This is a genomic window from Pseudomonas sp. LB3P93 (genome assembly GCF_054898025.1).
Genome location: NZ_CM142713.1, coordinates 2,733,658 through 2,752,820, shown reverse-complemented (window position 1 = coordinate 2,752,820; position 19,163 = coordinate 2,733,658). Strand labels below are relative to the sequence as shown.

The 19,163-nt window shown below is 60.4% G+C and carries 22 protein-coding genes; 12 read left to right on the top strand and 10 right to left on the bottom strand.

Annotation, left to right across the window (positions count from 1 at the left end; translation table 11 throughout):
• Positions 1-5 precede the first annotated feature (5 nt).
• Entirely contained in the window at positions 6-1,154 is a 1,149-nt protein-coding gene (locus ACYZT8_RS12435; protein WP_461981492.1) for a muconate cycloisomerase family protein, read from the bottom strand.
• 127 nt (positions 1,155-1,281) lie between these two features.
• On the opposite strand from ACYZT8_RS12435, the gene ACYZT8_RS12430 reads away from it, so the two are divergent.
• Positions 1,282-2,172, top strand: coding sequence for a LysR family transcriptional regulator (locus ACYZT8_RS12430; protein WP_461981490.1), 891 nt, complete (start codon positions 1,282-1,284; stop codon positions 2,170-2,172).
• 95 nt (positions 2,173-2,267) lie between these two features.
• On the opposite strand, the gene ACYZT8_RS12425 is transcribed toward ACYZT8_RS12430, so the two are convergent.
• Both ACYZT8_RS12425 and ACYZT8_RS12420 read right to left on the bottom strand, forming a co-directional pair.
• A complete protein-coding gene (locus ACYZT8_RS12425; RefSeq protein WP_461981488.1) occupies positions 2,268-3,167 on the bottom strand; it encodes a polysaccharide deacetylase family protein in 900 nt (299 codons plus the stop codon).
• Positions 3,168-3,314: 147 nt separating this feature from the next.
• The gene (locus ACYZT8_RS12420; RefSeq protein WP_461981486.1) at positions 3,315-4,262 is read right to left on the bottom strand and encodes an ABC transporter substrate-binding protein; all 948 of its coding nucleotides are present in this window, start codon (positions 4,260-4,262) and stop codon (positions 3,315-3,317) included.
• Positions 4,263-4,559: 297 nt separating this feature from the next.
• On the opposite strand from ACYZT8_RS12420, the gene ACYZT8_RS12415 reads away from it, so the two are divergent.
• The 6 genes from ACYZT8_RS12415 to ACYZT8_RS12390 all read left to right on the top strand — a co-directional run bounded on the left by ACYZT8_RS12415 (position 4,560) and on the right by ACYZT8_RS12390 (position 8,927).
• On the top strand, positions 4,560-5,546 hold the full coding sequence (locus ACYZT8_RS12415; protein ID WP_461981484.1) for an aliphatic sulfonate ABC transporter substrate-binding protein: 987 nt from the start codon (positions 4,560-4,562) through the stop codon (positions 5,544-5,546).
• A gap of 142 nt (positions 5,547-5,688) precedes the next feature.
• Positions 5,689-6,525: an ABC transporter permease gene (locus tag ACYZT8_RS12410; protein WP_461981482.1), complete on the top strand. Its 837-nt coding sequence runs from the start codon at positions 5,689-5,691 to the stop codon at positions 6,523-6,525.
• Positions 6,526-6,528: 3 nt separating this feature from the next.
• Positions 6,529-7,242, top strand: coding sequence for an ABC transporter ATP-binding protein (locus ACYZT8_RS12405; RefSeq protein WP_461981480.1), 714 nt, complete (start codon positions 6,529-6,531; stop codon positions 7,240-7,242).
• Between the two features lie 73 nt (positions 7,243-7,315).
• Entirely contained in the window at positions 7,316-7,996 is a 681-nt protein-coding gene (locus ACYZT8_RS12400; protein ID WP_461981478.1) for an SOS response-associated peptidase, read from the top strand.
• Between the two features lie 251 nt (positions 7,997-8,247).
• Positions 8,248-8,520, top strand: a complete 273-nt coding sequence (locus ACYZT8_RS12395) for a hypothetical protein (protein WP_461981476.1) — start codon at positions 8,248-8,250, stop codon at positions 8,518-8,520.
• A gap of 179 nt (positions 8,521-8,699) precedes the next feature.
• Positions 8,700-8,927, top strand: coding sequence for a DUF6555 family protein (locus tag ACYZT8_RS12390; protein WP_461981474.1), 228 nt, complete (start codon positions 8,700-8,702; stop codon positions 8,925-8,927).
• Between the two features lie 261 nt (positions 8,928-9,188).
• On the opposite strand, the gene ACYZT8_RS12385 is transcribed toward ACYZT8_RS12390, so the two are convergent.
• Genes ACYZT8_RS12385 through ACYZT8_RS12375 form a run of 3 tightly spaced genes read right to left on the bottom strand, consistent with a single transcriptional unit; the run spans position 9,189 to position 10,413 of the window.
• Positions 9,189-9,344: a hypothetical protein gene (locus tag ACYZT8_RS12385; RefSeq protein WP_461981472.1), complete on the bottom strand. Its 156-nt coding sequence runs from the start codon at positions 9,342-9,344 to the stop codon at positions 9,189-9,191.
• A gap of 59 nt (positions 9,345-9,403) precedes the next feature.
• Positions 9,404-9,715 carry an AzlD domain-containing protein gene (locus ACYZT8_RS12380; protein WP_165557448.1) on the bottom strand — a complete coding sequence of 104 codons (312 nt, stop codon included), beginning with the start codon at positions 9,713-9,715 and terminating at the stop codon, positions 9,404-9,406.
• Positions 9,715-10,413, bottom strand: a complete 699-nt coding sequence (locus tag ACYZT8_RS12375; RefSeq protein ID WP_131060224.1) for an AzlC family ABC transporter permease — start codon at positions 10,411-10,413, stop codon at positions 9,715-9,717. Before ACYZT8_RS12375 ends, ACYZT8_RS12380 begins: the two co-directional genes overlap by 1 nt.
• 169 nt (positions 10,414-10,582) lie before the next feature.
• Here ACYZT8_RS12375 and ACYZT8_RS12370 point away from each other — a divergent pair, with 169 nt between their 5' ends.
• The gene (locus ACYZT8_RS12370) at positions 10,583-10,957 is read left to right on the top strand and encodes a DUF2784 domain-containing protein (protein WP_461981470.1); all 375 of its coding nucleotides are present in this window, start codon (positions 10,583-10,585) and stop codon (positions 10,955-10,957) included.
• Between the two features lie 21 nt (positions 10,958-10,978).
• Positions 10,979-11,896, top strand: coding sequence for a LysR family transcriptional regulator (locus ACYZT8_RS12365; RefSeq protein WP_461981468.1), 918 nt, complete (start codon positions 10,979-10,981; stop codon positions 11,894-11,896).
• 2 nt (positions 11,897-11,898) lie between these two features.
• Here ACYZT8_RS12365 and ACYZT8_RS12360 read toward each other — a convergent pair whose 3' ends face one another.
• From ACYZT8_RS12360 to ACYZT8_RS12350, 3 genes are all read right to left on the bottom strand, one after another.
• The gene (locus tag ACYZT8_RS12360; protein WP_461981466.1) at positions 11,899-13,476 is read right to left on the bottom strand and encodes a sensor domain-containing diguanylate cyclase; all 1,578 of its coding nucleotides are present in this window, start codon (positions 13,474-13,476) and stop codon (positions 11,899-11,901) included.
• Positions 13,477-13,591: 115 nt separating this feature from the next.
• On the bottom strand, positions 13,592-14,035 hold the full coding sequence (locus ACYZT8_RS12355; protein ID WP_461981464.1) for a hypothetical protein: 444 nt from the start codon (positions 14,033-14,035) through the stop codon (positions 13,592-13,594).
• A 113-nt stretch (positions 14,036-14,148) separates the two neighbouring features.
• Entirely contained in the window at positions 14,149-14,676 is a 528-nt protein-coding gene (locus ACYZT8_RS12350) for a DUF3087 domain-containing protein (RefSeq protein WP_461981462.1), read from the bottom strand.
• A gap of 226 nt (positions 14,677-14,902) precedes the next feature.
• Between ACYZT8_RS12350 and ppnN the strand changes: the two genes are divergently transcribed.
• On the top strand, positions 14,903-16,276 hold the full coding sequence (ppnN, locus tag ACYZT8_RS12345) for a nucleotide 5'-monophosphate nucleosidase PpnN (RefSeq protein ID WP_461981460.1): 1,374 nt from the start codon (positions 14,903-14,905) through the stop codon (positions 16,274-16,276).
• Between the two features lie 238 nt (positions 16,277-16,514).
• Here the strand turns inward: ppnN and ACYZT8_RS12340 are convergent, their stop codons facing one another.
• Complete coding sequence (locus ACYZT8_RS12340; protein WP_461981458.1) at positions 16,515-16,760, bottom strand: DUF2790 domain-containing protein; 246 nt, start codon at positions 16,758-16,760, stop codon at positions 16,515-16,517.
• Positions 16,761-17,053: 293 nt separating this feature from the next.
• Between ACYZT8_RS12340 and ACYZT8_RS12335 the strand changes: the two genes are divergently transcribed.
• Together ACYZT8_RS12335 and ACYZT8_RS12330 are read left to right on the top strand one after the other, a co-directional pair.
• A complete protein-coding gene (locus ACYZT8_RS12335) occupies positions 17,054-17,794 on the top strand; it encodes a response regulator (protein ID WP_461981456.1) in 741 nt (246 codons plus the stop codon).
• Positions 17,791-19,104 (top strand): ATP-binding protein, encoded by a 1,314-nt coding sequence (locus ACYZT8_RS12330; RefSeq protein ID WP_461981454.1) that lies wholly within the window; start codon positions 17,791-17,793, stop codon positions 19,102-19,104. The genes ACYZT8_RS12335 and ACYZT8_RS12330 overlap by 4 nt, the downstream gene beginning before the upstream one ends.
• Positions 19,105-19,163: the final 59 nt, after the last annotated feature.

Here is a 19,163-nt window from a genome sequence, read left to right as displayed (position 1 = left end):
TCTCCTCAGGCTTGATGAACGGAAATGGATGTTTTGTCGCGACGGAAAAACGCCAGGCGTTCTTCGTCCAGGCGCAGGCCAAGGCCCGGGGTCTGCGGGACATGCAGCGCAAAATCGCGATAGACCAGCGGCTCGCTAAGCAGGTCTTCAGTCAGCAGCAACGGGCCGAACAGCTCAGTGTCCCAGGCCAGTTTATTCAAGGTGATAAAGGCATGGGCCGAGGCCAGCGTGCCGATCCCACCTTCAAGCATAGTGCCGCCGTACAAACCGATACCGGCGGCCTCGGCGATGGCGGCGGTCCGCAGCACGGCGCGTGGCCCGCCGTTCTTCGCGATTTTCAGGGCGAACACCGAAGCGGCCCCTTCGCGCGCCAGATTGAACGCATCTTCCACGCACTCGATGGATTCATCGGCCATGATCGGCGCCGGGCTCATGGCATTCAAGCGCACCATGCCGGCGCGGTTATTGCGCGAGATTGGCTGTTCGATCAGGTCGATGCCATTGCCGCCCAGTATCCGGCAGGCGCGCAGTGCGACCGCTTCGTCCCAGGCCTGATTGACATCGACCCGCACACTGGCGCGATCGCCCAGGGCTTTCTTGATCGCAATGACGTGGGCCAGGTCGCGATTGACTTCGCCAGCACCGATTTTCAGTTTGAAGATCCGATGACGACGCAGGTCGAGCATTTTTTCCGCTTCGGCGATGTCCTTGTCGGTGTCACCGCTGGCCAGGGTCCATGCCACCGGCAACGCATCACGAATGCGGCCGCCGAGCAACTCGCTGACCGGCAGGCCAAGGCGTTTGCCTTGAGCATCCAGCAACGCGGTTTCGATACCTGACTTGGCGAAGGTGTTGCCGCGGATGCTGCGCTCCAGGCGCAACATCGCCGCATTGATGTTGCCGCTGTCCTCACCGATCAGCAGGGGCGCGAAGTGTTTGTCGATGTTGGTCTTGATGCTGTCCGGGCTTTCGTTGCCATAGGCCAGGCCACCGATGGTGGTGGACTCGCCGATCCCTTCAATGCCATCGGCGCAGCGCACGCGGATGATCACCAGGGTCTGGTTCTGCATGGTGTGCATGGCCAGTTTGTGCGGGCGAATGGTCGGCAGATCGACGATGATCGTCTCGATCGATTCAATGGCTGTTGCACGCATGTCGATACCCGTCAGGTTCTTGAAGTTCTGAAATGGATTCTCGTACGGCTTTTTGCCCACGGCCAATATAGAATTGGTCTGGCTCGATACCTTAAAGGTATTCAACTGATCAATGCCCGGAGGCACCATGGAACTGCGTCACCTGCGGTATTTTCAGGTATTGGCTCAAACCCTCAACTTCACCCGCGCCGCCGAGCTACTGCACATTGCCCAGCCGCCCCTGAGCCGACAGATCCAGCAACTGGAGGATGAACTCGGGGTGATATTGCTGGAGCGTGGCCGTCCGCTGAAGCTGACCGACGCCGGGCGCTTCTTCCATGAGCATTCCACCGCCCTGCTCGAACAACTGGCCAAAGTCTGCGACAACACGCGACGCATCGGCCTTGGGGAAAAGACCTGGCTGGGCATCGGTTTTGCGCCATCGACGTTGTATGGCGTGCTGCCGGAACTGATTCGCCGCTTGCGCAGTGGCGAGCCCCTGGAGCTTGAGCTCGGACTTTCGGAAATGACCACGTTGCAACAGGTGCAGGCGCTCAAGGCCGGGCGCATCGACATCGGTTTCGGGCGAATTCGCATCGACGACCCGGCGATCATTCAGACGGTATTGACCGAAGACCGACTGGTTGCCGCCCTGCCCGCCGGACATCCGCTGCTGGCCGGGCCGATCAGCCTTCGCCAGCTGGCCAAGGAACCTTTTGTGCTGTACCCCGGCAATCCGCGCCCCAGCTACGCCGATCATGTGATTTCACTGTTCGAGTCCTACGGCGTGAGCATCCACGTGGCGCAATGGACCAACGAGCTGCAAACAGCGATCGGTCTGGTGGGGGCCGGCATCGGGGTCACGCTGGTGCCCGCCTCGGTGCAGTTGCTGCACCGCGACGACATCGGTTTCACCCCGCTGCTGGAAGACAACGCGACCTCACCGATCATTCTCAGCCGGCGCGTGGGCGATGTGACGCCGGGGTTGAATCATTGCTTGAAGATGATTGACGAGTTACTGCCGCGGAACCAGCCATAACGCGATTTTGTAGCAGCTGGCGAAGCCTGCGTTCGGATGCTCGGCCGATATCGCTATCGCTATGTGAGCGCCCCCAAGGATATTTTGCTGAAGTTTCAATGAGAATCCCCATCCCACAGCCAGTTCCAGATCCCCGGCAACTTCTCTGCCTCTGAACTGCTGCTGACGGTACGCGCCAGGGCCGCCCGTTGCAGCGCCGCTGTGTCGTCGTAGAACGGCTTATGCGCCACCGTCACCCCGGTGGCACGGGCGCTATCGAGCAGAATTTGCAGGTATTCGCGGGCATGCCGGGCGGTATAGCGATTCAGGTCGTGGAAGGTCACGACCACCGGAACTACACCGTCCACCGTCGGCAACTCGCCCAGTGCGATGCGTTCGCGAACTTCGGACAGTTGCCGCAGCATGTTGGCCCGCCGCCTGGGGCTGGCGTTGAAGCCCCAGATCTTGCCGTCGTTGGCGCTCATGTCAGTCAGCAACAAATGCATGCCGTGCCGCTGATAGGCGGCGAACACGCGTTTGTCGTAATTCCAGAAAGGCGGGCGCACCAGGGTGGGCGGCGCGCCGGTGATCGCGGCGATGTCGGCACTGCCTTTGCTCAGCGACTGCTCCAGCTGTTCCGGGCTAAGCGAACGGTGATTGGTGTGCGAATGGGTCGCCGTGTGGAAACCCAGTACGTGCCCTTCAGCCTGTTCCCGGTGCATGACCCCGCGCCCGATATCGCTGTCGCCGGCCCGTGGCGCGCCGGTCTGCACGAAGAACACCGCTTTGATCCCCGGCTGCACCGGGTTCTGCTCGAGACTGTCGAGCACCGTCATGCTCGGGTTCCAGAAACTCGACGCGCTGGGACCGTCGTCGAAGGTCAGCAGGAAGCGGATCGGTGGCTGCTCGCGCAGACGCTGTTCGGTCTGCGGGGTCAGCTCGATCGGTGAGGCAATGCAACCCACCAGCCCGACAGCGAGGGCGAGCGCGGTGAGAACCTTGAACAGCTGTGTCATGGTTTGCCTTGGGCCAGACCGTTACGGTCATCACGTTAAACGGCAAAAACCCTTCGCCCATTCATCCATTGTCGGCCCGCAGGTGGCTACAGGCCGAGGTTGGATCAGGGTACACAGTGTTTGGTTCCAGCGCTCACCCCTCGTGGATTACTGCGCCAGCGACTGCTGGAACGAGCCGTCGATAATCGGTGCGGTGGCCAATGCCGCCGGCAGCGCCTTGACCTTGAACAGGAAGTCCGCAGTGCTCTGCAGATCCTTCGCTGCTTGCTCATCCACCGGGCCGACGGTCATGTGCGCCTGGCGCAGCCAATGGCGCGACACGTTCTGGTCGAGGTTGGCCTTCTTCGCCCAGAGATCGGCATACTCGTCCGTGTGGTTGTCGACCCAGGCCCGGGCTTTTTTCAGGCGCACCAGGAAGTCGGCGATGGCTTCGCGCTTGCTCTCGATCGACGGTGTCGAAGCGGCAATGGCGCTCAGGCCGGGCATGAGGTTTTTCGCCGTGAGAATCGGCCGGGCGCCAGAGAACAGGATCTGTTGGGAAATGTACGGTTCCCACACCGGGAACGCGTCGATGCTGCCTTGCGGCAACGCGGCGGCCGCGTCGATCGGCATCAGTTTGATGAAGTCGACGTAGTCTTCCGGCAGATTGGCTTTTTCCAAGGCGCGCAGGGTCAGTTGCTGGCTCCAGGCCCCCGGCCAGTAAGCGACTTTCTTGCCCTTCAGATCGGCAATGGTTTTGACCGGTGAGTCCTTGGGCACCAGCAAGGCGATGGTGTCGGGGTTCTGCCGCGACACGCCGATCAACTTCACCGGCGCCTGTCTGGCCGCCAGGAACAGGAAGCCGGAATCACCGAGAAAGCCCACATCCAGGGCACCCGTGTTCAGCGCTTCGGCCAGCGGAGCGGCGGCCTGGAAGTGCTTCCAGTCGACGGTAAAAGGCGCCCCTTCCAGCACACCCGACGCCTCCACCGAGGCGCGAACGTTGTAGTAATTCTGATCCCCGACGTGCAACACGACGGGTTCTGCGGCTTGGGTCAGTGGCGCGGCAAACACTGCGCTGGTCAACAGACCGTGCACAAATCGGGACAGGTTCATCGAAGGCTCCAGGAACGTTATTCGTATAGACCCTAACGCTCTTACAGACAGGTTTATAAATTCGATTTATGCATAAGCTCATGACCAGGAAAACTCGCTGTTCGCCCAGCAACAGCGAGTCAACAGACTGTTTTCACCGGTACAGCCAATTCCCTCACCCTCGCCCCCACAGCCCCCGAAAAGCCTGCAAGTGCGCGACATGGCACAGAGCCTGCAATATTCCTTTTATGCAGGAAGCATTCGTTAAAACTAAATTTTTGGACATAAAAATCTCGTCGCCTTGCCCGGAGCTGTCCCATGAAACCGACCTTCCGCTTTCCAAACGTCAGGTACCTGCTGAGTGCCTGCGCCCTGGCCCTGAGCCTGCAACCCGTGGCGCAGGCAGCCGAAACCGCACCGGCCGAAGTGCACTTGGATTACGCCTATTACTCGCCGGTGAGCCTGGTGCTCAAACACTTCGGTTTCCTCGAAAAGGCCTTGCCACAAACCAAGGTCAGCTGGGTGTTGAGCCAGGGCAGCAACCGCTCGCTGGAATACCTCAACAGTGGCGGCGTCGACTTCGCGTCGTCCGCCAGCCTGGCCGCCGTGCTCAGCCGCGCCAACGGCAGCCCGATCAAATCGGTTTACGTCTACAGCCGCGCCGAATGGACCGCATTGGTGGTGCGCAAGGATTCGCCGTACAAGACCGTGGCCGACCTGAAGGGCAAGAAAATAGCAGCCACGAAGGGCACCGACCCGTACCTGTTCACCTTGCGCAGCCTGCAACAGGCCGGCTTGAGCAAGGACGATGTCGAGCTGGTGCATTTGCAGCATCCGGACGGTCGCACCGCGCTGGAAAAAGGTGACGTCGACGCCTGGGCTGGCCTTGATCCGCACATGGCGGCCAGCGAAGTCCAGGCCGGTTCGCGCCTGCTTTATCGCAACACTAACTTCAACAGCTACGGCGTGGTCAGCGTCACCGAGACCTATGCCAAAGAACATCCGCAGACCATCGAAACCGTCCTGAGCGCCTATGAAAAGGCCCGTGACTGGGCAGTGAAAAACCCTGACGAACTGGCGAAGTTGCTCGCGACCGAATCCGGTCTGCCACTGGAAGTGGCCAAGCTGCAGTTGTCGCGCACCGACCTGAGCAGCCCGCAATTGACCGCCAGGGATGTGATCGCCTCCAAGGCCGCCGCACCGATCCTGGTCTCTGAAGAACTGGTTCGCCGTGGGGTAAATGTCGACCAGGTCATCGATCAGTTGATCGACACCGGCTTCAAGGAAACCGTGGCCCGTCAGTAACAATAAAAGCTCGCAGCCTCGTTTCACTCGACAGCTGCTACATGGAACGCCTGTTTCCGTGTAGCAGCTGTCGAGTGAAACGAGGCTGCGAGCTTCTGATTTTGCCCGCGCCCGTCGCGGATCGTCGTGACTGGAGAACCCCATGACCAGCAAAAGCAAAGACCTGCCCGCCCCCCTGGCATTGCCTTCACCCGGTGGTCTGAGCAACGCCTGGAAACTGCGCCTCAAAGGCCTGGCGCTGCCGGTATTGATCATCTTGGTGCTGGAATTCGTCGTGCGCATCGGCTGGCTGCCGTCCTATCAAATGCCGGCCCCGAGCGAGGTCGCGGTGACCCTCAGTGACCTCGCCGAAGGCGCGTTGTGGAAACACATCAGCGCCAGTCTGCTGCGGGTGCTGCTGGGTTTCGCCATTGGCGCCAGCCTGGCCCTGGTATTCGCCGCGTGGGTCGGTTTGAGCCGCGAAGCCGAAGCGTATCTGGAACCGACGTTCGCCGGTTTGCGCTCGATTCCGAGCCTGGCCTGGGTGCCGCTGTTGCTGCTGTGGCTGGGCATCGACGAGACCTCGAAAATCGTCCTGATTGCCATCGGCGCCTTCTTTCCGGTGTACCTCAACGGCGTTGCGGCGATCCGCGACATCGATCGCAAACTGGTGGAAGTCGGGCAAATGTACGGCTTCAGCCGGCGACGCCTGGTGCGGCGGATTCTGTTGCCCGCCGCCCTGCCCGGCCTGTTCACCGGATTGCGCAGCGGCATGAGCCTGGCCTGGATGTTTCTGGTGGCCGCGGAGCTGATCGCCGCCACCAAAGGCCTGGGTTATTTGCTCAGTGACGGGCGCGAGACTTCACGTCCAGACATCGTCCTGGCCGCCATCATCGTATTGGCGCTGCTGGGCAAACTCAGCGACGGCATCCTCGCCAGCCTGGAAAAACGCTTCCTGGCCTGGCGCGACACCTTCAACGGCCAAAGCGCAGAGGATTGAGCCATGACCGAACACCTGCTGGACATTCGCGTCGAGCGCAAGACCTTCGCCGCCATTACGGTGCTCAACAACATTCATCTGCAATTGCAACCCAGGGAAACCGTCAGCCTGCTGGGCCCCAGCGGCTGCGGCAAAAGCACTTTGCTGCGGATCGTCGCGGGCCTGGAAAAGGACTTCCAGGGTGAGCTGCGCAACAACGCCGGGGAAGTCGCGTTCGTGTTTCAGGAACCCCGGCTGATGCCCTGGCTGACGGTTGAGCAAAACATCGGTTTCAGCGCCGACAGCCATTACGACAAGGCCTGGGTCGCGCAACTGATCGAAGAAGTCGGCCTCGGCGGCTTCGCTCAGGCGCTGCCAAAAGCCTTGTCCGGTGGCATGGCGCAACGGGTGGCCATCGCCCGCGGCCTCTACTCGCGACCACAGGTCTTGTTGCTCGATGAGCCGTTCAGCGCAGTTGACGCTTTCACCCGGATGAAACTCCAGGACCTGTTGCTGCAACTGGCCGAGCGGCATGCCATCGCCCTGCTGCTGGTGACGCACGATGTCGATGAAGCGCTGTACCTCAGCGATCGCGTGTTGGTGATGGACAACCGCCCAAGCAGCATACGCCAGGAACTGGCCGTGGAGCTGCCCCATCCTCGCGACCGACGGGACCCGCTGCTCGCGCAGCTTAAGGCGTTGTCGTTGACCGAGTTGCAGCGTGCGCATGTGATTTGATGGGTATCCGTGAAATCGTCTTCGCCGGCAAGCCGTGCTCCTACACTGAAAGCTCCAGCCGGAGGATCAGCCGATGTGCGGACGACTGTCGCAGTACCGTGGCATTCACGACTTTGTCGCGGTGCTGAGCATTCCCGACGCGCTGATCAACCATGTCGGTGATGAACCGCTGGCCCGCTACAACGCCGCGCCCACCACTCAGCTCGCGCTGTTGCACCTTGAGCCCGACGGGTTGCACGCCGATCCGGTGCGCTGGGGATGGCGTCCGCACTGGGCGAAGGATCGCGCGGCACCGATCAACGCACGGGTAGAGAAAGTGGCTCACGGCCCGTTCTTCCGGGCGATCTGGCCGCACCGTGCGATTGTGCCGATCGACAACTGGTTCGAATGGGTGGATGCCGGCGATAAGACTAGGCAGCCGTGGCTCATTCGTAGACGGGACCGGGCGCCGATCTGCTGCGCTGCAATCGGCCAGTTTGCCCACGGCGGCAGCGAGCCGCGCAGCGACGACGGTTTCGTGATCATCACGGCGGACAGTGCCGGCGGCATGCTCGACATTCATGACCGGCGGCCGGTTGTTCTCTCGGCGGAACTGGCGCGTGAATGGCTGGACCCGGCCACGCCCAAAGAGCGCGCCGAGCAGATGGTGCTTTTGCAGGGTGAAGCCAGCGAAGTGTTCGAGTGGTACAGGGTCGACAAAGCGGTGGGAAATGTCAGGAATCAGAGTGCAATGTTGATTGATAAGCTTATTTAAGTTGGATCCATTCCTGGACCTAAATAACCGCACGACATAAACGTTACACAGGCTGTTTCATAGTAGAGACACTTGTCGATGTGCGGCCAAACGACGCATTTACCGCTTGTCCGACAATTCATTCCTCATACATACATTTAGCAACACTACCGCTAGCATGCGCGCCGCATTTCCGTCGGCAGTACCCAGTTGACCAAAGAGTCAATAACTAAGGAAATCCCTAAATCTAACAAGCCTTGCAGAGAACTAAGTTGCGCGACGATCTTGTAATTAATCAAGTCAGCGGTCTGGAGTGCGTGTACCTGTCGCTGACAGAACGCTTTCAACTTGACTGTTTTATCGGGCAATACATAAAGACCCGAAACCTGCACTCCATCCCCAATATCAACGACATCCTGCGTTCAACCCTCGCGACCTACTCCGGCAAACCACCGGTCATGGTCAACGAGCTGAATGCCTGGATCGACAAGACGTTGGGCTATAGGGCCTCCCACCCTGATTTTCCGCCGCTGGAAGATCTTTGAAGTGATGTGCGGCGCAGTTCAACACTGAACGAACCGGACATCGTTGCACTCTGAAGAAGAGGCCCATCAAGGCCTCTTTTTTTTTGTTCTGATCATTTGCACAAGGATTGCACCGCAGACTTTCCGAATGCCCTGCTCGACGACTGACCCAAAGCCCTCGCGGACTTCAGGAGGAATACATGAGCGAACTCGTTCCCTATGCCGTGCACTATTTGCTCGATGGCGTTCGGCAGCACTTTTTCAAACTGGCCGAACAGTTCTCCGATGTGGACGCGATCCATTCGGCCTCCGCGCATGCCTTTCCGCAATCCGACCGAAAGATCGCCGCACACGCCTCCCTCGAAACAGCACGCTTGACCGCTCAACAATTGGGCATCACGCACATACGCTGGAATGAAGCGATCTGACACGGTCATCCACCGCGCTTGATTGCGCAGCGCTGTTCACTCAAGCACGATGCTTGTGCACACCTGATGTTGTGGCGAGGGAGCTTGCTCCCGCTGGGCTGCGTAGCGGCCCCAAAAAATGTGACGACAATACCGATTTTTGTGAGCGCTTCGCACTCAAGCGGGACGGTGCGGCGTTCCGACAAGCTCCCTCGCCACAGGTTTGTCACTGACTGAAAACAAGTGAAAAGCGTTACGCGTGACCGCGACGCTGCAGGTCGATCAAGGCTTCAGCGGAATTTCTATATCGCGGTCTGAGAGCTCTCGACTGTCGTCATGTTTCCAAGTCTTCTCTGCACGCCTCTGCCGCTCAATCTCCTCTTTCGAGGGTTCATCCTCTTCTTCATCAAGGTCCGTACGCTTAGGGTCGTTGGCCATGCTCACCTCACTGCCTGAAGGGATTCTCTTTAAGCGTAGAACAATTTCGAAAATCCGACTCAAAGCCACCAGCGCAGCAAAAAGAAAAACCCCATGCTCAACAACATGCTGAGCAAGGTATTACGGGTGTACAGCACCAAGCCCACCGCCACCAGCGAACTGATCAGGTACGGATTGTCCCACTGCAAATTCAGCTGTTTTTCCGGCATGAACACAATCGGTCCGCAGATCGCGGTCAACATCCCCGGCACGGCAAAACCGAGGAACTGCCGGGCATTGCTGCTCAAGCGCAGCGGCAGGCGAGGTTCGAGGAATACATAGCGGTTCAGGAAGACGAGCACGCCCATCCCGATAATCACAGCCCAGACCATCATGTGCGGCCCCCATAGAATTTGTTGCAGATAAAGCCTGCGGTCATGCCCAGCAACCCCGACAGCACCAGCGCCGAGCCCCACTGCCAGTAGCTGAACAACACCGAGCAAAACAGCGAAACCGCGACGCACACCACCGTCGGCACGTTGCGCACCACCGGGGTGATCAGGGCAATAAAGGTCGCGGCGATGGAGAAGTCCAGCCCCAGGTGTTCGAGGCCGGGAATGCTGCTGCCCAGGACGATGCCGGCCAGTGTGAACAGGTTCCAGGCGATGTAAAACGTCAGGCCGACGCCCAGTGCGTACCAGCGATTGAACTGTTGTTTGTCATGCTGGCTGGTCAGCGCGAACAGCTCGTCGGTGAGCAAAAAGCCCAGCCCCACGCGCCAGCGCCCCGGCAACGGTGAAATCACCGAGCGCAGGCTCATCCCGTACAGCAAATGCTGGGAAGTCAGTAACAGCGTGGTCAGCAGGATCGAAAAGACCCCGGCGCCGCCCTTGAGCATGCCGATGGCGACCAGTTGCGCGGCACCGGCAAACACGATGCTCGACAAGCCCTGACCTTGCAGCGGCGTGAGATTGGCCTCGATGGCCATGGACCCGGCCAACAGCCCCCAGGGCGCCGTCGCCAGGGACAACGGCATGATCGCCACGGCGCCGCGAAGAAAGGCACTGCGCGGCATGAGTGAGTTCGACATAACGCTCTACAACCAGAGAAAGTCGCCAGACTGTGCCAGCAGTTGCGTTCGATGGCTTGAACAATCTTGCGCACTTGCGGGCAACGCTCGCCGAATGGCTCTGAAGCGCTGTAAATGAAGAGAACCCGAGTACCATGGAGCCATTCGTATAACGCGTCAGGGAGTCGACATGCTTTACCGGATTGCCGCCGATGGGCTGGTGCTGTTTCATTTGCTGTTCATTCTGTTCGTGCTGTTCGGCGGGCTGCTGGTTCTCAAATGGCGCCCCCTGATCTGGTGGCACCTGCCCGCTGCGGCGTGGGGCGTGGCCGTGGAAGTGTTCCACCTGACGTGCCCGCTGACGCAATGGGAAAACCTCATGCGCGAGGCCGCCGGGCAAACCGGCTACGGCGGTGGTTTCATCGAGCATTATGTTTGGCCGGTCATCTACCCGGCCGGGCTGACACCGACGATTCAACTGGCGCTGGGCAGCGTGGTGCTGGCGATCAACGTCGTGGTCTATCTTCGGCTGATCAGGCTGTGGAAGTTACGTCGGGCCGACTGAAACACCCGCCGAGGATAGAAAATGCTGTCGATTGAAGACCTGACGTTGCTCGAAGCCATCCGCGAAACCGGCAGCCTGTCGCGGGCCGCTGCCCACTTGGGTAAGGCGCCCTCGACGGTGTCCTACGCGGCGCGGCAACTGGAAGAACGCTTCGACGCCTTGTTGTTCGACCGTCGTCGCTATCGCTTGCAGCTGACCCCGGCGGGTGAGTTGCTGGTGAACGAGGCGGCGCGGCTGATGCAGGATGTCGCCCGGCTGACCCAGCGGGTGCAGCAAGTAGCCAATGGCTGGGAAAGCCGGCTATGGATCGTCACCGACGAACTGCTCGAATTCGAAGCCTTGATCCCGGTAATCCACGAGTTCGATGCGCTGGAGTCCGGCGTGCCGCTGCGCATCACGCATGAAGTGCTCAAGGGTGTATGGGAAGCCCTGCGTGAAGGCCGCGCGGACTTGATCATCGGCGCCACCAATGAGCCGCCGGCCATCCCCAGCCTGCGCTGGATGCAGTTGGGGGAAATGGAGTGGGTGTTCGCGGTCTCGCCCATGCACCCGCTGGCCAAGGCCAAAGAACCGATTTCACGCGCCATGATTGCGCAGCACCGGGCGATTGTCGTGGCCGATTCGTCCAAGGCGACGGAGGGCAGCACGTATGGCGTCTCCGGCGGCCAACCCGTGCTCGCGGTGCCGACCATGCGCGCCAAGATTCTCGCCCAATGCGATGGCCTCGGTGTGGGCTGGCTGCCCAGGCATCGGGTCAGCGCATTACTGAAAAACGGCACCCTGGTGGAAAAGCAGATGGCGGATCCGCGAGAACCGAACATTCTGTACGCCGGCTGGCGCGGCGACCATGACGGTCGCGCACTGGGCTGGTGGCTGGAAAAACTCAAGCAATCGTACCTGTCCACCCAACTGGTCCAGGGCAGTGACCGCTTCGTTTGAACTCAGTTGGCAATGACACTCATGTTCCGCCCACTGGCCTTGGCCACGTACAAGGCCTTGTCCGCAGCACTCACCAAATCGTTAGGCTTACCTTGAGAGGCCGGGTTGTAGGCACAAACCCCCACACTGACGGTCACCGTGCCTTCCGGGCACTCGCTGTGTTCGATCCCGGCCTGCTGGACCGCGCGGCGAATTTTTTCCGCGACCAGAAACGCCCCCACGTAGTCGGTACCGGGCAGCACCACCGTAAACTCCTCGCCGCCATAGCGGGCGGCCAGGTCGCCGGGGCGTTTGATGTTGTCCTGGATGATTGCGCTGATTTTGCGCAAACACTCATCGCCCGCCACATGCCCGTAACGATCATTGAAGCTCTTGAAGTGGTCGACATCGATCATCAGCATGGCGAGGTGAGTCAAGGTGCGCCGGGCACGGCCCATTTCCGCAAGAATGAACAGATCGAACTGACGCCGGTTCGAAAGCCCGGTCAGTGCGTCCTCGAGCGCCAGCAATTCCAGGCTGCGGTTGACTTCGATGAGTTTTTCCTGGGCATCGAGCAACACACTCTGAATGTGATTCTGCTGCTTCATGAAGCGAATGAGGCGATAACCGAGCCCTCCCAGAAACACCAGCAGCAACAGCACGATGCCAGCGCTGAGTATTGACTCCTCGCGCCAGCCGGCCAGCACGTCGTTCTTGTCGAGAGCGGCGAAAACGATCAGCGGATAACCCTCGACCCGTCGAAACCCCACCACTCGCTCGACACCATCTACATAAGACTTGACGGTGGCGGTGCCGGAATTGCTCTTGGGCAACAATTGCGTAAACAGCGGTCCCTTGGCGACGCTGGTGCCGACTTCCGCTTCGTTGAAGGGCCGGCGAACGACGATGGTGGCGTCGTCGGCGATCAGGTTGATCACGCCGTTTTTGCCCATGTCGATGCTGTCGTAGAGCCCGAGGAAATGGCTGAGATAGATCGATGCCAGCGCGACACCGGCAAAGCTGCCATCCGGATGATTGATCCGGCGTGACACGGTCATGATCCATTCGCGGGTCGATCGACTCTTGATCGACGGGCCGATGTGGGGGCCGCGGTCAGGATGATCACGGTGGTAGATGAAATACTCGCGGTCGGAATTGTTTGCACCGGGCACATCCGCACCGTTGGAATTGGCGACCCACCGCCCTTGCTCGTCGAAAACGAACAAGCCATGGAGCTGGGCCAGCTCACTGCGCTGGGCGCTGAGCAAGCGGCGTAACCTGGGTAGCTGCGCCGGAGCCACGCCCTCGTTTTCTAGGCGGTCCACCAAGGTAAACAGCAACGTATCGGCCTGTTTGATCGACGCCTGCGCTTGCGATGCCAAGGTCTGGGCAAGGTTGGACATTGCCACTTCTTTGTCATGCAAATGGTACTGGCGCGAGTTCCAGGCTTCCCAGATCACAATGGCCGTCATGGACAGGCACACCGCCACGAGCAGGGCAACCGCGTAACGGACCCTGAGTCTGGACTCGATCGGCTCGGGCTCCCAAGGCGCGACGGGCCGGGTGTGTTCAATTCGGTCGTTGATGGACGGATGCCCCATGACGCTCCCTGAATCGTTATGACATGGCGAATTTTCCTGTTCGCCCTTTAAGCGCCATCCGGCCGAGTCTGACACGCGGATCGAAAGACCCATCAGAAACAAGATAGGCGATCTACTAGCGTTGTGAAGGGTTTATGTGAGGGTGTTGAGCCGGAGCCGATGTCTTCCACGCCCAAAACGTCAGCCCGGTCCCTATGATCGACGGCAGCGTGACGGCCGGAAAATCCACCCACAATACCTCCGGCCCGCAGATCCCGGCCGCCACTTCCCAGAAGTGAAACAGGGCGTGCGCCGTTAGCCAGGCCGTCGCCGAGGCCCAGAGCAGCAGCCGGTGTGTCGGGCTGACGCTGCCGCCGATGAACGCGGCGCCAATCGCCACATACAGCAGACCGATGTCGCGGATGAAATGCTGGTTGAACAGCCCGGTCCGTTCGACGCCGGGCACGGCGGTGTACCACAGGGCGGGGTTGATCAGCATGAACACGCCGTTGGCGGCCATGGCCACGCCGAGGATGGCGGCGAAGATCAGAATCGGGCGATGCGTGCGTTTCAGGGACATGAGCGTTTCCTTGCCGGCGTCAGGTTCCCGAGCGGGAAGTGGAGACTCAGCCTAGTCGCCCCCCTCCCGAAACCCTAGATCCAATGGTGCGGTTTGTGCCCACACCATGGGATTTACTTCGGCGTCTGCTTCACCGCTTCCAGCCAGGCGGGATTCAACTGCGTCTGCTCGGTGTCGAGGCCCAGCGTTTCCATCCGCGCCCTGTGCTGCTCCATTTCCCGGCTCAATTGGCCATGATCGCTGGAGTTGCCGTCCAGTTCGTGCATCTGATTCAAGCCCAGGTGGTAGAAACGCAGCAGCTTCATGGCCGTCGGATCACCCGCCTCCACCGCCGCCGTGACCTGATGCATCACATTGGTGATGCTCATCAGGCTGCGTTTGAGCTGCCAGCCGTACACCGCCGGCGCCATCCAGGGCTGAGACCAGAACGTGCCGCGCATCAACGCCGCCATCAGCAGCACCGCGACAAACACGCCGCCCACGTTGAATCGCAGATTGTCGCCCCCGGGCTCACCGAACATCGCCACCGCCGCGGTGGACAGCACCATCGCCAGCGCGAGGAATATCAGCGCAATAATCACCGTGCTGCGCCGTGTCTGCTTTCGAAAGAGTTCGGCGTTCATCGGCTGGATTTCGAACATCGTGACGGGGTTCCTTGCATCAATGGTAAAAGGCTCAGTGAGCGAAAAGACTGCGGGGCATTATCGCCCCTGCGCAGGATTTAGCTATGCTGGGCGCCTCTTCATCTTTTCATCGTCAATCGGGGAACATGGCGATACAGCGCAGTTCGTGCCATCTTCTTTCATGGATACACACTATTCGGATGCCAGTTACCTGTATGAATGGCATCGTTTTAAGGATCATTGAATGACCCAACGACAAGTAATCAACGCCTCCGTCAGCCCTAAAGGCAGCCTGGAAACCCTTTCTCAACGTGAAGTACAGCAACTGAGCGAAGCCGGATCCGGCAGCACCTACACCTTATTCCGCCAGTGCGCCCTGGCCATCCTCAATACCGGCGCCCATGTTGATAACGCCAAAACCATTCTCGAAGCCTACAAGGACTTCGAAATCCGCATTCACCAGCAGGACCGCGGCGTCCGCCTGGAACTGCTGAACGCCCCGGCCGACGCCTTCGTCGACGGCGAAATGATCGCCAGCACCCGGGAAATGCTGTTCAGCGCCCTGCGTGACATCGTCTACACCGAAAACGAACTCGATGCCCAGCGTATCGACCTGAGCACGTCCCAGGGCATCAGCGATTACGTGTTCCACCTGCTGCGCAACGCCCGCACCCTGCGCCCCGGCGTCGAACCGAAGATCGTGGTGTGCTGGGGCGGCCACTCGATCAACACCGAAGAATACAAATACACCAAGAAAGTCGGCCACGAACTGGGCCTGCGCAGCCTCGACATCTGCACCGGTTGCGGCCCCGGCGTGATGAAAGGCCCGATGAAAGGCGCGACCATCGCCCACGCCAAACAGCGCATCCACGGCGGCCGTTACCTGGGCCTGACCGAGCCCGGCATCATCGCCGCCGAAGCGCCGAACCCGATCGTCAACGAACTGGTGATCCTGCCGGACATCGAGAAACGCCTGGAAGCCTTCGTGCGCGTGGGCCACGGCATCATCATTTTCCCGGGCGGCGCCGGCACGGCCGAAGAGTTCCTGTACCTGCTCGGCATCCTGATGCACCCGGACAACGCCGGCGTGCCCTTCCCGGTTGTACTTACCGGGCCGAAACATGCGGCGCCGTATCTGGAGCAACTGGACGCGTTCGTCGGCGCCACGCTGGGTGACGCCGCGAAGCAACATTACGAAATCATCATCGACGACCCGGCTGAAGTCGCGCGGCACATGACCCAAGGCCTCAAAGCGGTCAAACAGTTCCGCCGCGAGCGCAACGACGCGTTCCATTTCAACTGGCTGCTGAAAATCGACGAAGGCTTCCAGCGCCCGTTCGACCCGACCCACGAAAACATGGCCAACCTGAAACTCAGCCGCGACCTGCCCGCCCACGAACTCGCGGCCAACCTGCGCCGCGCGTTCTCCGGCATCGTCGCCGGCAACGTCAAGGACAAGGGCATCCGCCTGATCGAAGAACACGGGCCTTACCAGATCCGTGGCGATGCAGCGGTCATGCATCCGCTTGATCAACTGCTCAAGGCCTTTGTTGCACAGCACCGGATGAAACTGCCGGGTGGCGCAGCTTATGTTCCTTGTTATCAAGTGGTTGCGTGATAAACGGCGCCTGACCAGCACCCAACCCCCTGTGGGAGCCTGCTCGCGATGACGGAGTGTCAGCCAACATCAATGTTGAATGGCACACCGCCATCGCAGGCAAGCCAGCTCCCACAAGGTTTGGTGTTCATCTGCAAAAAATTACGCGGCTGTCAGACCGCCTTCGCGAGCAGGCTCACTCCCACAGTTTGATGGGGTACATCCAGGGGAAACCTGGTCAGCCCGAAGGCCGCCAAGGTCAACCGCCCTGATTCCCACACGCCGCAAACTTACTGTAATCCAGCACCTTCTGCGTACCACTCGAATCCAGATACGTCATCCGCGCATTCACAATCCCGCAACTCGCCCCGCCGTCCTCTACAGTAGAAATCACCTTCTTGATATCCAGGTGGGCACCCTGCGCCTGAACACCCGCATGGGCCGAAAACGCCGCAACGTTCAAGACAGCAAAGAAGCCAGCGGCAACCAATTTGTTCCAGTTCATGATGATGTCCTCTAAGTCGATGGGCAGTGGAGCGAGGCAAGTCACCTTGTCTCGATGGAACCCATTTAACCGGTCGGAGGTATCTGCCATGTGTCGTAAAACCGCGACTATTAAGGCGTAAGGTGTCACACAAGGCACCCGATACAATTCGATACACCCGCCCCTGAAAAAAATCGCCTTGTATCCCCATGTATCAAAGTCGCAACCAGATACAGTGAGATACAAAGGCCGGCAGGCAGGTGCGGCGCGGCTCCCTAGAATGCCCGACGAGCGAATAACAAGAGGGTTGAGCAATGGAACATGTGAACCACATTTTGATCGTCGATGACGATCGCGAGATCCGTGAACTGGTCGGTAATTACCTGAAGAAGAACGGCCTGCGCACCACAGTGGTCGCCGATGGCCGGCAGATGCGCAGCTTTCTCGACGCCAACACCGTGGACCTGATCGTGCTCGACATCATGATGCCCGGCGATGACGGCCTGCTGCTGTGCCGCGAATTGCGCTCGGGCAAGCACAAGGCCACGCCGATCCTGATGCTCACCGCCCGCAACGACGAAACCGACCGCATCCTCGGCCTGGAAATGGGCGCCGACGACTACCTGACCAAGCCATTCGCCGCCCGCGAATTGCTGGCGCGGATCAACGCCGTGCTGCGCCGCACCCGGATGCTGCCGCCCAACCTGCTCATCACTGAAAGCGGCCGGTTGCTGGGTTTCGGCCGCTGGCGCCTCGACACCACCGCCCGCCACTTGCTGGACGAAGACGACACGATGGTTGCACTCAGTGGCGCCGAATACCGCTTGCTGCGGGTGTTCCTCGATCACCCGCAGCGCGTGCTCAGTCGCGACCAGTTGCTCAACCTCACCCAGGGCCGTGACGCCGACCTGTTCGACCGTTCCATCGATTTGCTAGTGAGCCGTCTGCGCCAACGGCTGATGGATGACTCGCGGGAGTCGACCTACATCAAAACCGTGCGCAGCGAAGGCTACGTGTTCTCCTACCCCGTGGAATTGCTCGGCGCAGAATCATGAAACTCTCCCTGCATTGGCCGCGCACCCTGGCGTCCCGGCTGTCGCTGATTTTCCTGGCCGGCCTGATCGTCGCGCACGGCTTGTCCTTCGGCGTGCAGTTCTACGAACGTTATCGCAGCGCCGAAGCCATGCTGTTGGGCAACCTGGAAAACGACGTGTCGATCGCGGTCTCGATCCTCGACCGCTTGCCGGCCGCCGAACGCGCCGACTGGGTGCCACGCTTCGAGCGCCGCACTTATCGCTACTCACTGGGCGAAGGCCTGCCGGGTACGCCGATCGATCTTAAAGACGCCCACGACGCGGTGCAGTCCATCCAGGACGCTGTCGGTGAGCAATACGCCCTGACATTTACTCGCATCGAAGGCGCGCAGCAGCATTTCCAGGCGCACCTCAAACTCGCCGACGGCAGCCCGCTCACTATCGATGTCCGGCCGTCGGTGATGCCGTTGTCCTCATGGTTGCCGATGGTACTGCTGGTGCAACTGACCCTTTTATTGATCTGCACCTGGCTGGCGGTCAGAGTCGCCATCCGCCCCCTCACCCGTCTCTCTCAGGCAGTCGACACCCTGGACCCCAACACCCACGCCGTGCACCTCGACGAAAAAGGCCCGACCGAAGTCGCCCATGCCGCCCGGGCGTTCAATGCCATGCAGGCGCGCATTGCCGCCTACCTGAAAGAGCGCATGCAACTGCTGGCGGCGATTTCCCATGACCTGCAAACCCCGATCACCCGCATGAAGCTGCGGGCCGAATTCATGGACGACTCCAGCGAGAAAGAAAAGCTCTCGAACGACCTCAGCGAAATCGAGCACCTGGTGCGCGAAGGCGTGGCCTATGCCCGCAGTGTCCATGGCGCTACCGAAGCCAGTTGCCGGATCAATCTGGATTCGTTCCTCAACAGCCTGGTCTACGACTATCAGGACATGGGCAAGGCGGTGGAGTTGAACGGCGAAAAGGCCGGAGTCATTGACACTCGCCCCCATGCCCTGCGCCGGGTGCTGGTCAACCTGACGGATAACGCGCTGAAGTTCGCCGGTGCCGCCGAGTTGCAGGTGGTGTCGAAGGCCGACGGCAGTCATTCCATCAAGGTGCTGGATCGCGGGCCGGGGATAGCCGAAGAGGAACTGGCGCAGGTCCTTATGCCGTTCTATCGCGTCGAAAATTCGCGCAACCGCAATACCGGCGGCACGGGCCTGGGCCTTGCCATCGCGCAGCAACTGGCCCTGGCCATCGGCGGTTCCCTGACCCTGAGCAACCGAGAAGGCGGCGGTTTGTGCGCCGAGCTCGCACTTGCCCCCCATAACCACTGATCCCTGTAGCCGCTGTACTGTGGCGAGCGAGCTTGCTCGCGTTGGGCTGCGCAGCGGCC

Bases quoted from the DNA above. Each gene is read 5' to 3' on its own strand.
- ACYZT8_RS12435 (WP_461981492.1), bottom strand. From the start codon at position 1,154: ATGCGTGCAACAGCCATTGAATCGATCGAGACGATCATCGTCGATCTG.
- ACYZT8_RS12430 (WP_461981490.1), top strand. From the start codon at position 1,282: ATGGAACTGCGTCACCTGCGGTATTTTCAGGTATTGGCTCAAACCCTC.
- ACYZT8_RS12425 (WP_461981488.1), bottom strand. From the start codon at position 3,167: ATGACACAGCTGTTCAAGGTTCTCACCGCGCTCGCCCTCGCTGTCGGG.
- ACYZT8_RS12420 (WP_461981486.1), bottom strand. From the start codon at position 4,262: ATGAACCTGTCCCGATTTGTGCACGGTCTGTTGACCAGCGCAGTGTTT.
- ACYZT8_RS12415 (WP_461981484.1), top strand. From the start codon at position 4,560: ATGAAACCGACCTTCCGCTTTCCAAACGTCAGGTACCTGCTGAGTGCC.
- ACYZT8_RS12410 (WP_461981482.1), top strand. From the start codon at position 5,689: ATGACCAGCAAAAGCAAAGACCTGCCCGCCCCCCTGGCATTGCCTTCA.
- ACYZT8_RS12405 (WP_461981480.1), top strand. From the start codon at position 6,529: ATGACCGAACACCTGCTGGACATTCGCGTCGAGCGCAAGACCTTCGCC.
- ACYZT8_RS12400 (WP_461981478.1), top strand. From the start codon at position 7,316: ATGTGCGGACGACTGTCGCAGTACCGTGGCATTCACGACTTTGTCGCG.
- ACYZT8_RS12390 (WP_461981474.1), top strand. From the start codon at position 8,700: ATGAGCGAACTCGTTCCCTATGCCGTGCACTATTTGCTCGATGGCGTT.
- ACYZT8_RS12385 (WP_461981472.1), bottom strand. From the start codon at position 9,344: ATGGCCAACGACCCTAAGCGTACGGACCTTGATGAAGAAGAGGATGAA.
- ACYZT8_RS12380 (WP_165557448.1), bottom strand. From the start codon at position 9,715: ATGGTCTGGGCTGTGATTATCGGGATGGGCGTGCTCGTCTTCCTGAAC.
- ACYZT8_RS12375 (WP_131060224.1), bottom strand. From the start codon at position 10,413: ATGTCGAACTCACTCATGCCGCGCAGTGCCTTTCTTCGCGGCGCCGTG.
- ACYZT8_RS12370 (WP_461981470.1), top strand. From the start codon at position 10,583: ATGCTTTACCGGATTGCCGCCGATGGGCTGGTGCTGTTTCATTTGCTG.
- ACYZT8_RS12365 (WP_461981468.1), top strand. From the start codon at position 10,979: ATGCTGTCGATTGAAGACCTGACGTTGCTCGAAGCCATCCGCGAAACC.
- ACYZT8_RS12360 (WP_461981466.1), bottom strand. From the start codon at position 13,476: ATGGGGCATCCGTCCATCAACGACCGAATTGAACACACCCGGCCCGTC.
- ACYZT8_RS12355 (WP_461981464.1), bottom strand. From the start codon at position 14,035: ATGTCCCTGAAACGCACGCATCGCCCGATTCTGATCTTCGCCGCCATC.
- ACYZT8_RS12350 (WP_461981462.1), bottom strand. From the start codon at position 14,676: ATGTTCGAAATCCAGCCGATGAACGCCGAACTCTTTCGAAAGCAGACA.
- ppnN (WP_461981460.1), top strand. From the start codon at position 14,903: ATGACCCAACGACAAGTAATCAACGCCTCCGTCAGCCCTAAAGGCAGC.
- ACYZT8_RS12340 (WP_461981458.1), bottom strand. From the start codon at position 16,760: ATGAACTGGAACAAATTGGTTGCCGCTGGCTTCTTTGCTGTCTTGAAC.
- ACYZT8_RS12335 (WP_461981456.1), top strand. From the start codon at position 17,054: ATGGAACATGTGAACCACATTTTGATCGTCGATGACGATCGCGAGATC.
- ACYZT8_RS12330 (WP_461981454.1), top strand. From the start codon at position 17,791: ATGAAACTCTCCCTGCATTGGCCGCGCACCCTGGCGTCCCGGCTGTCG.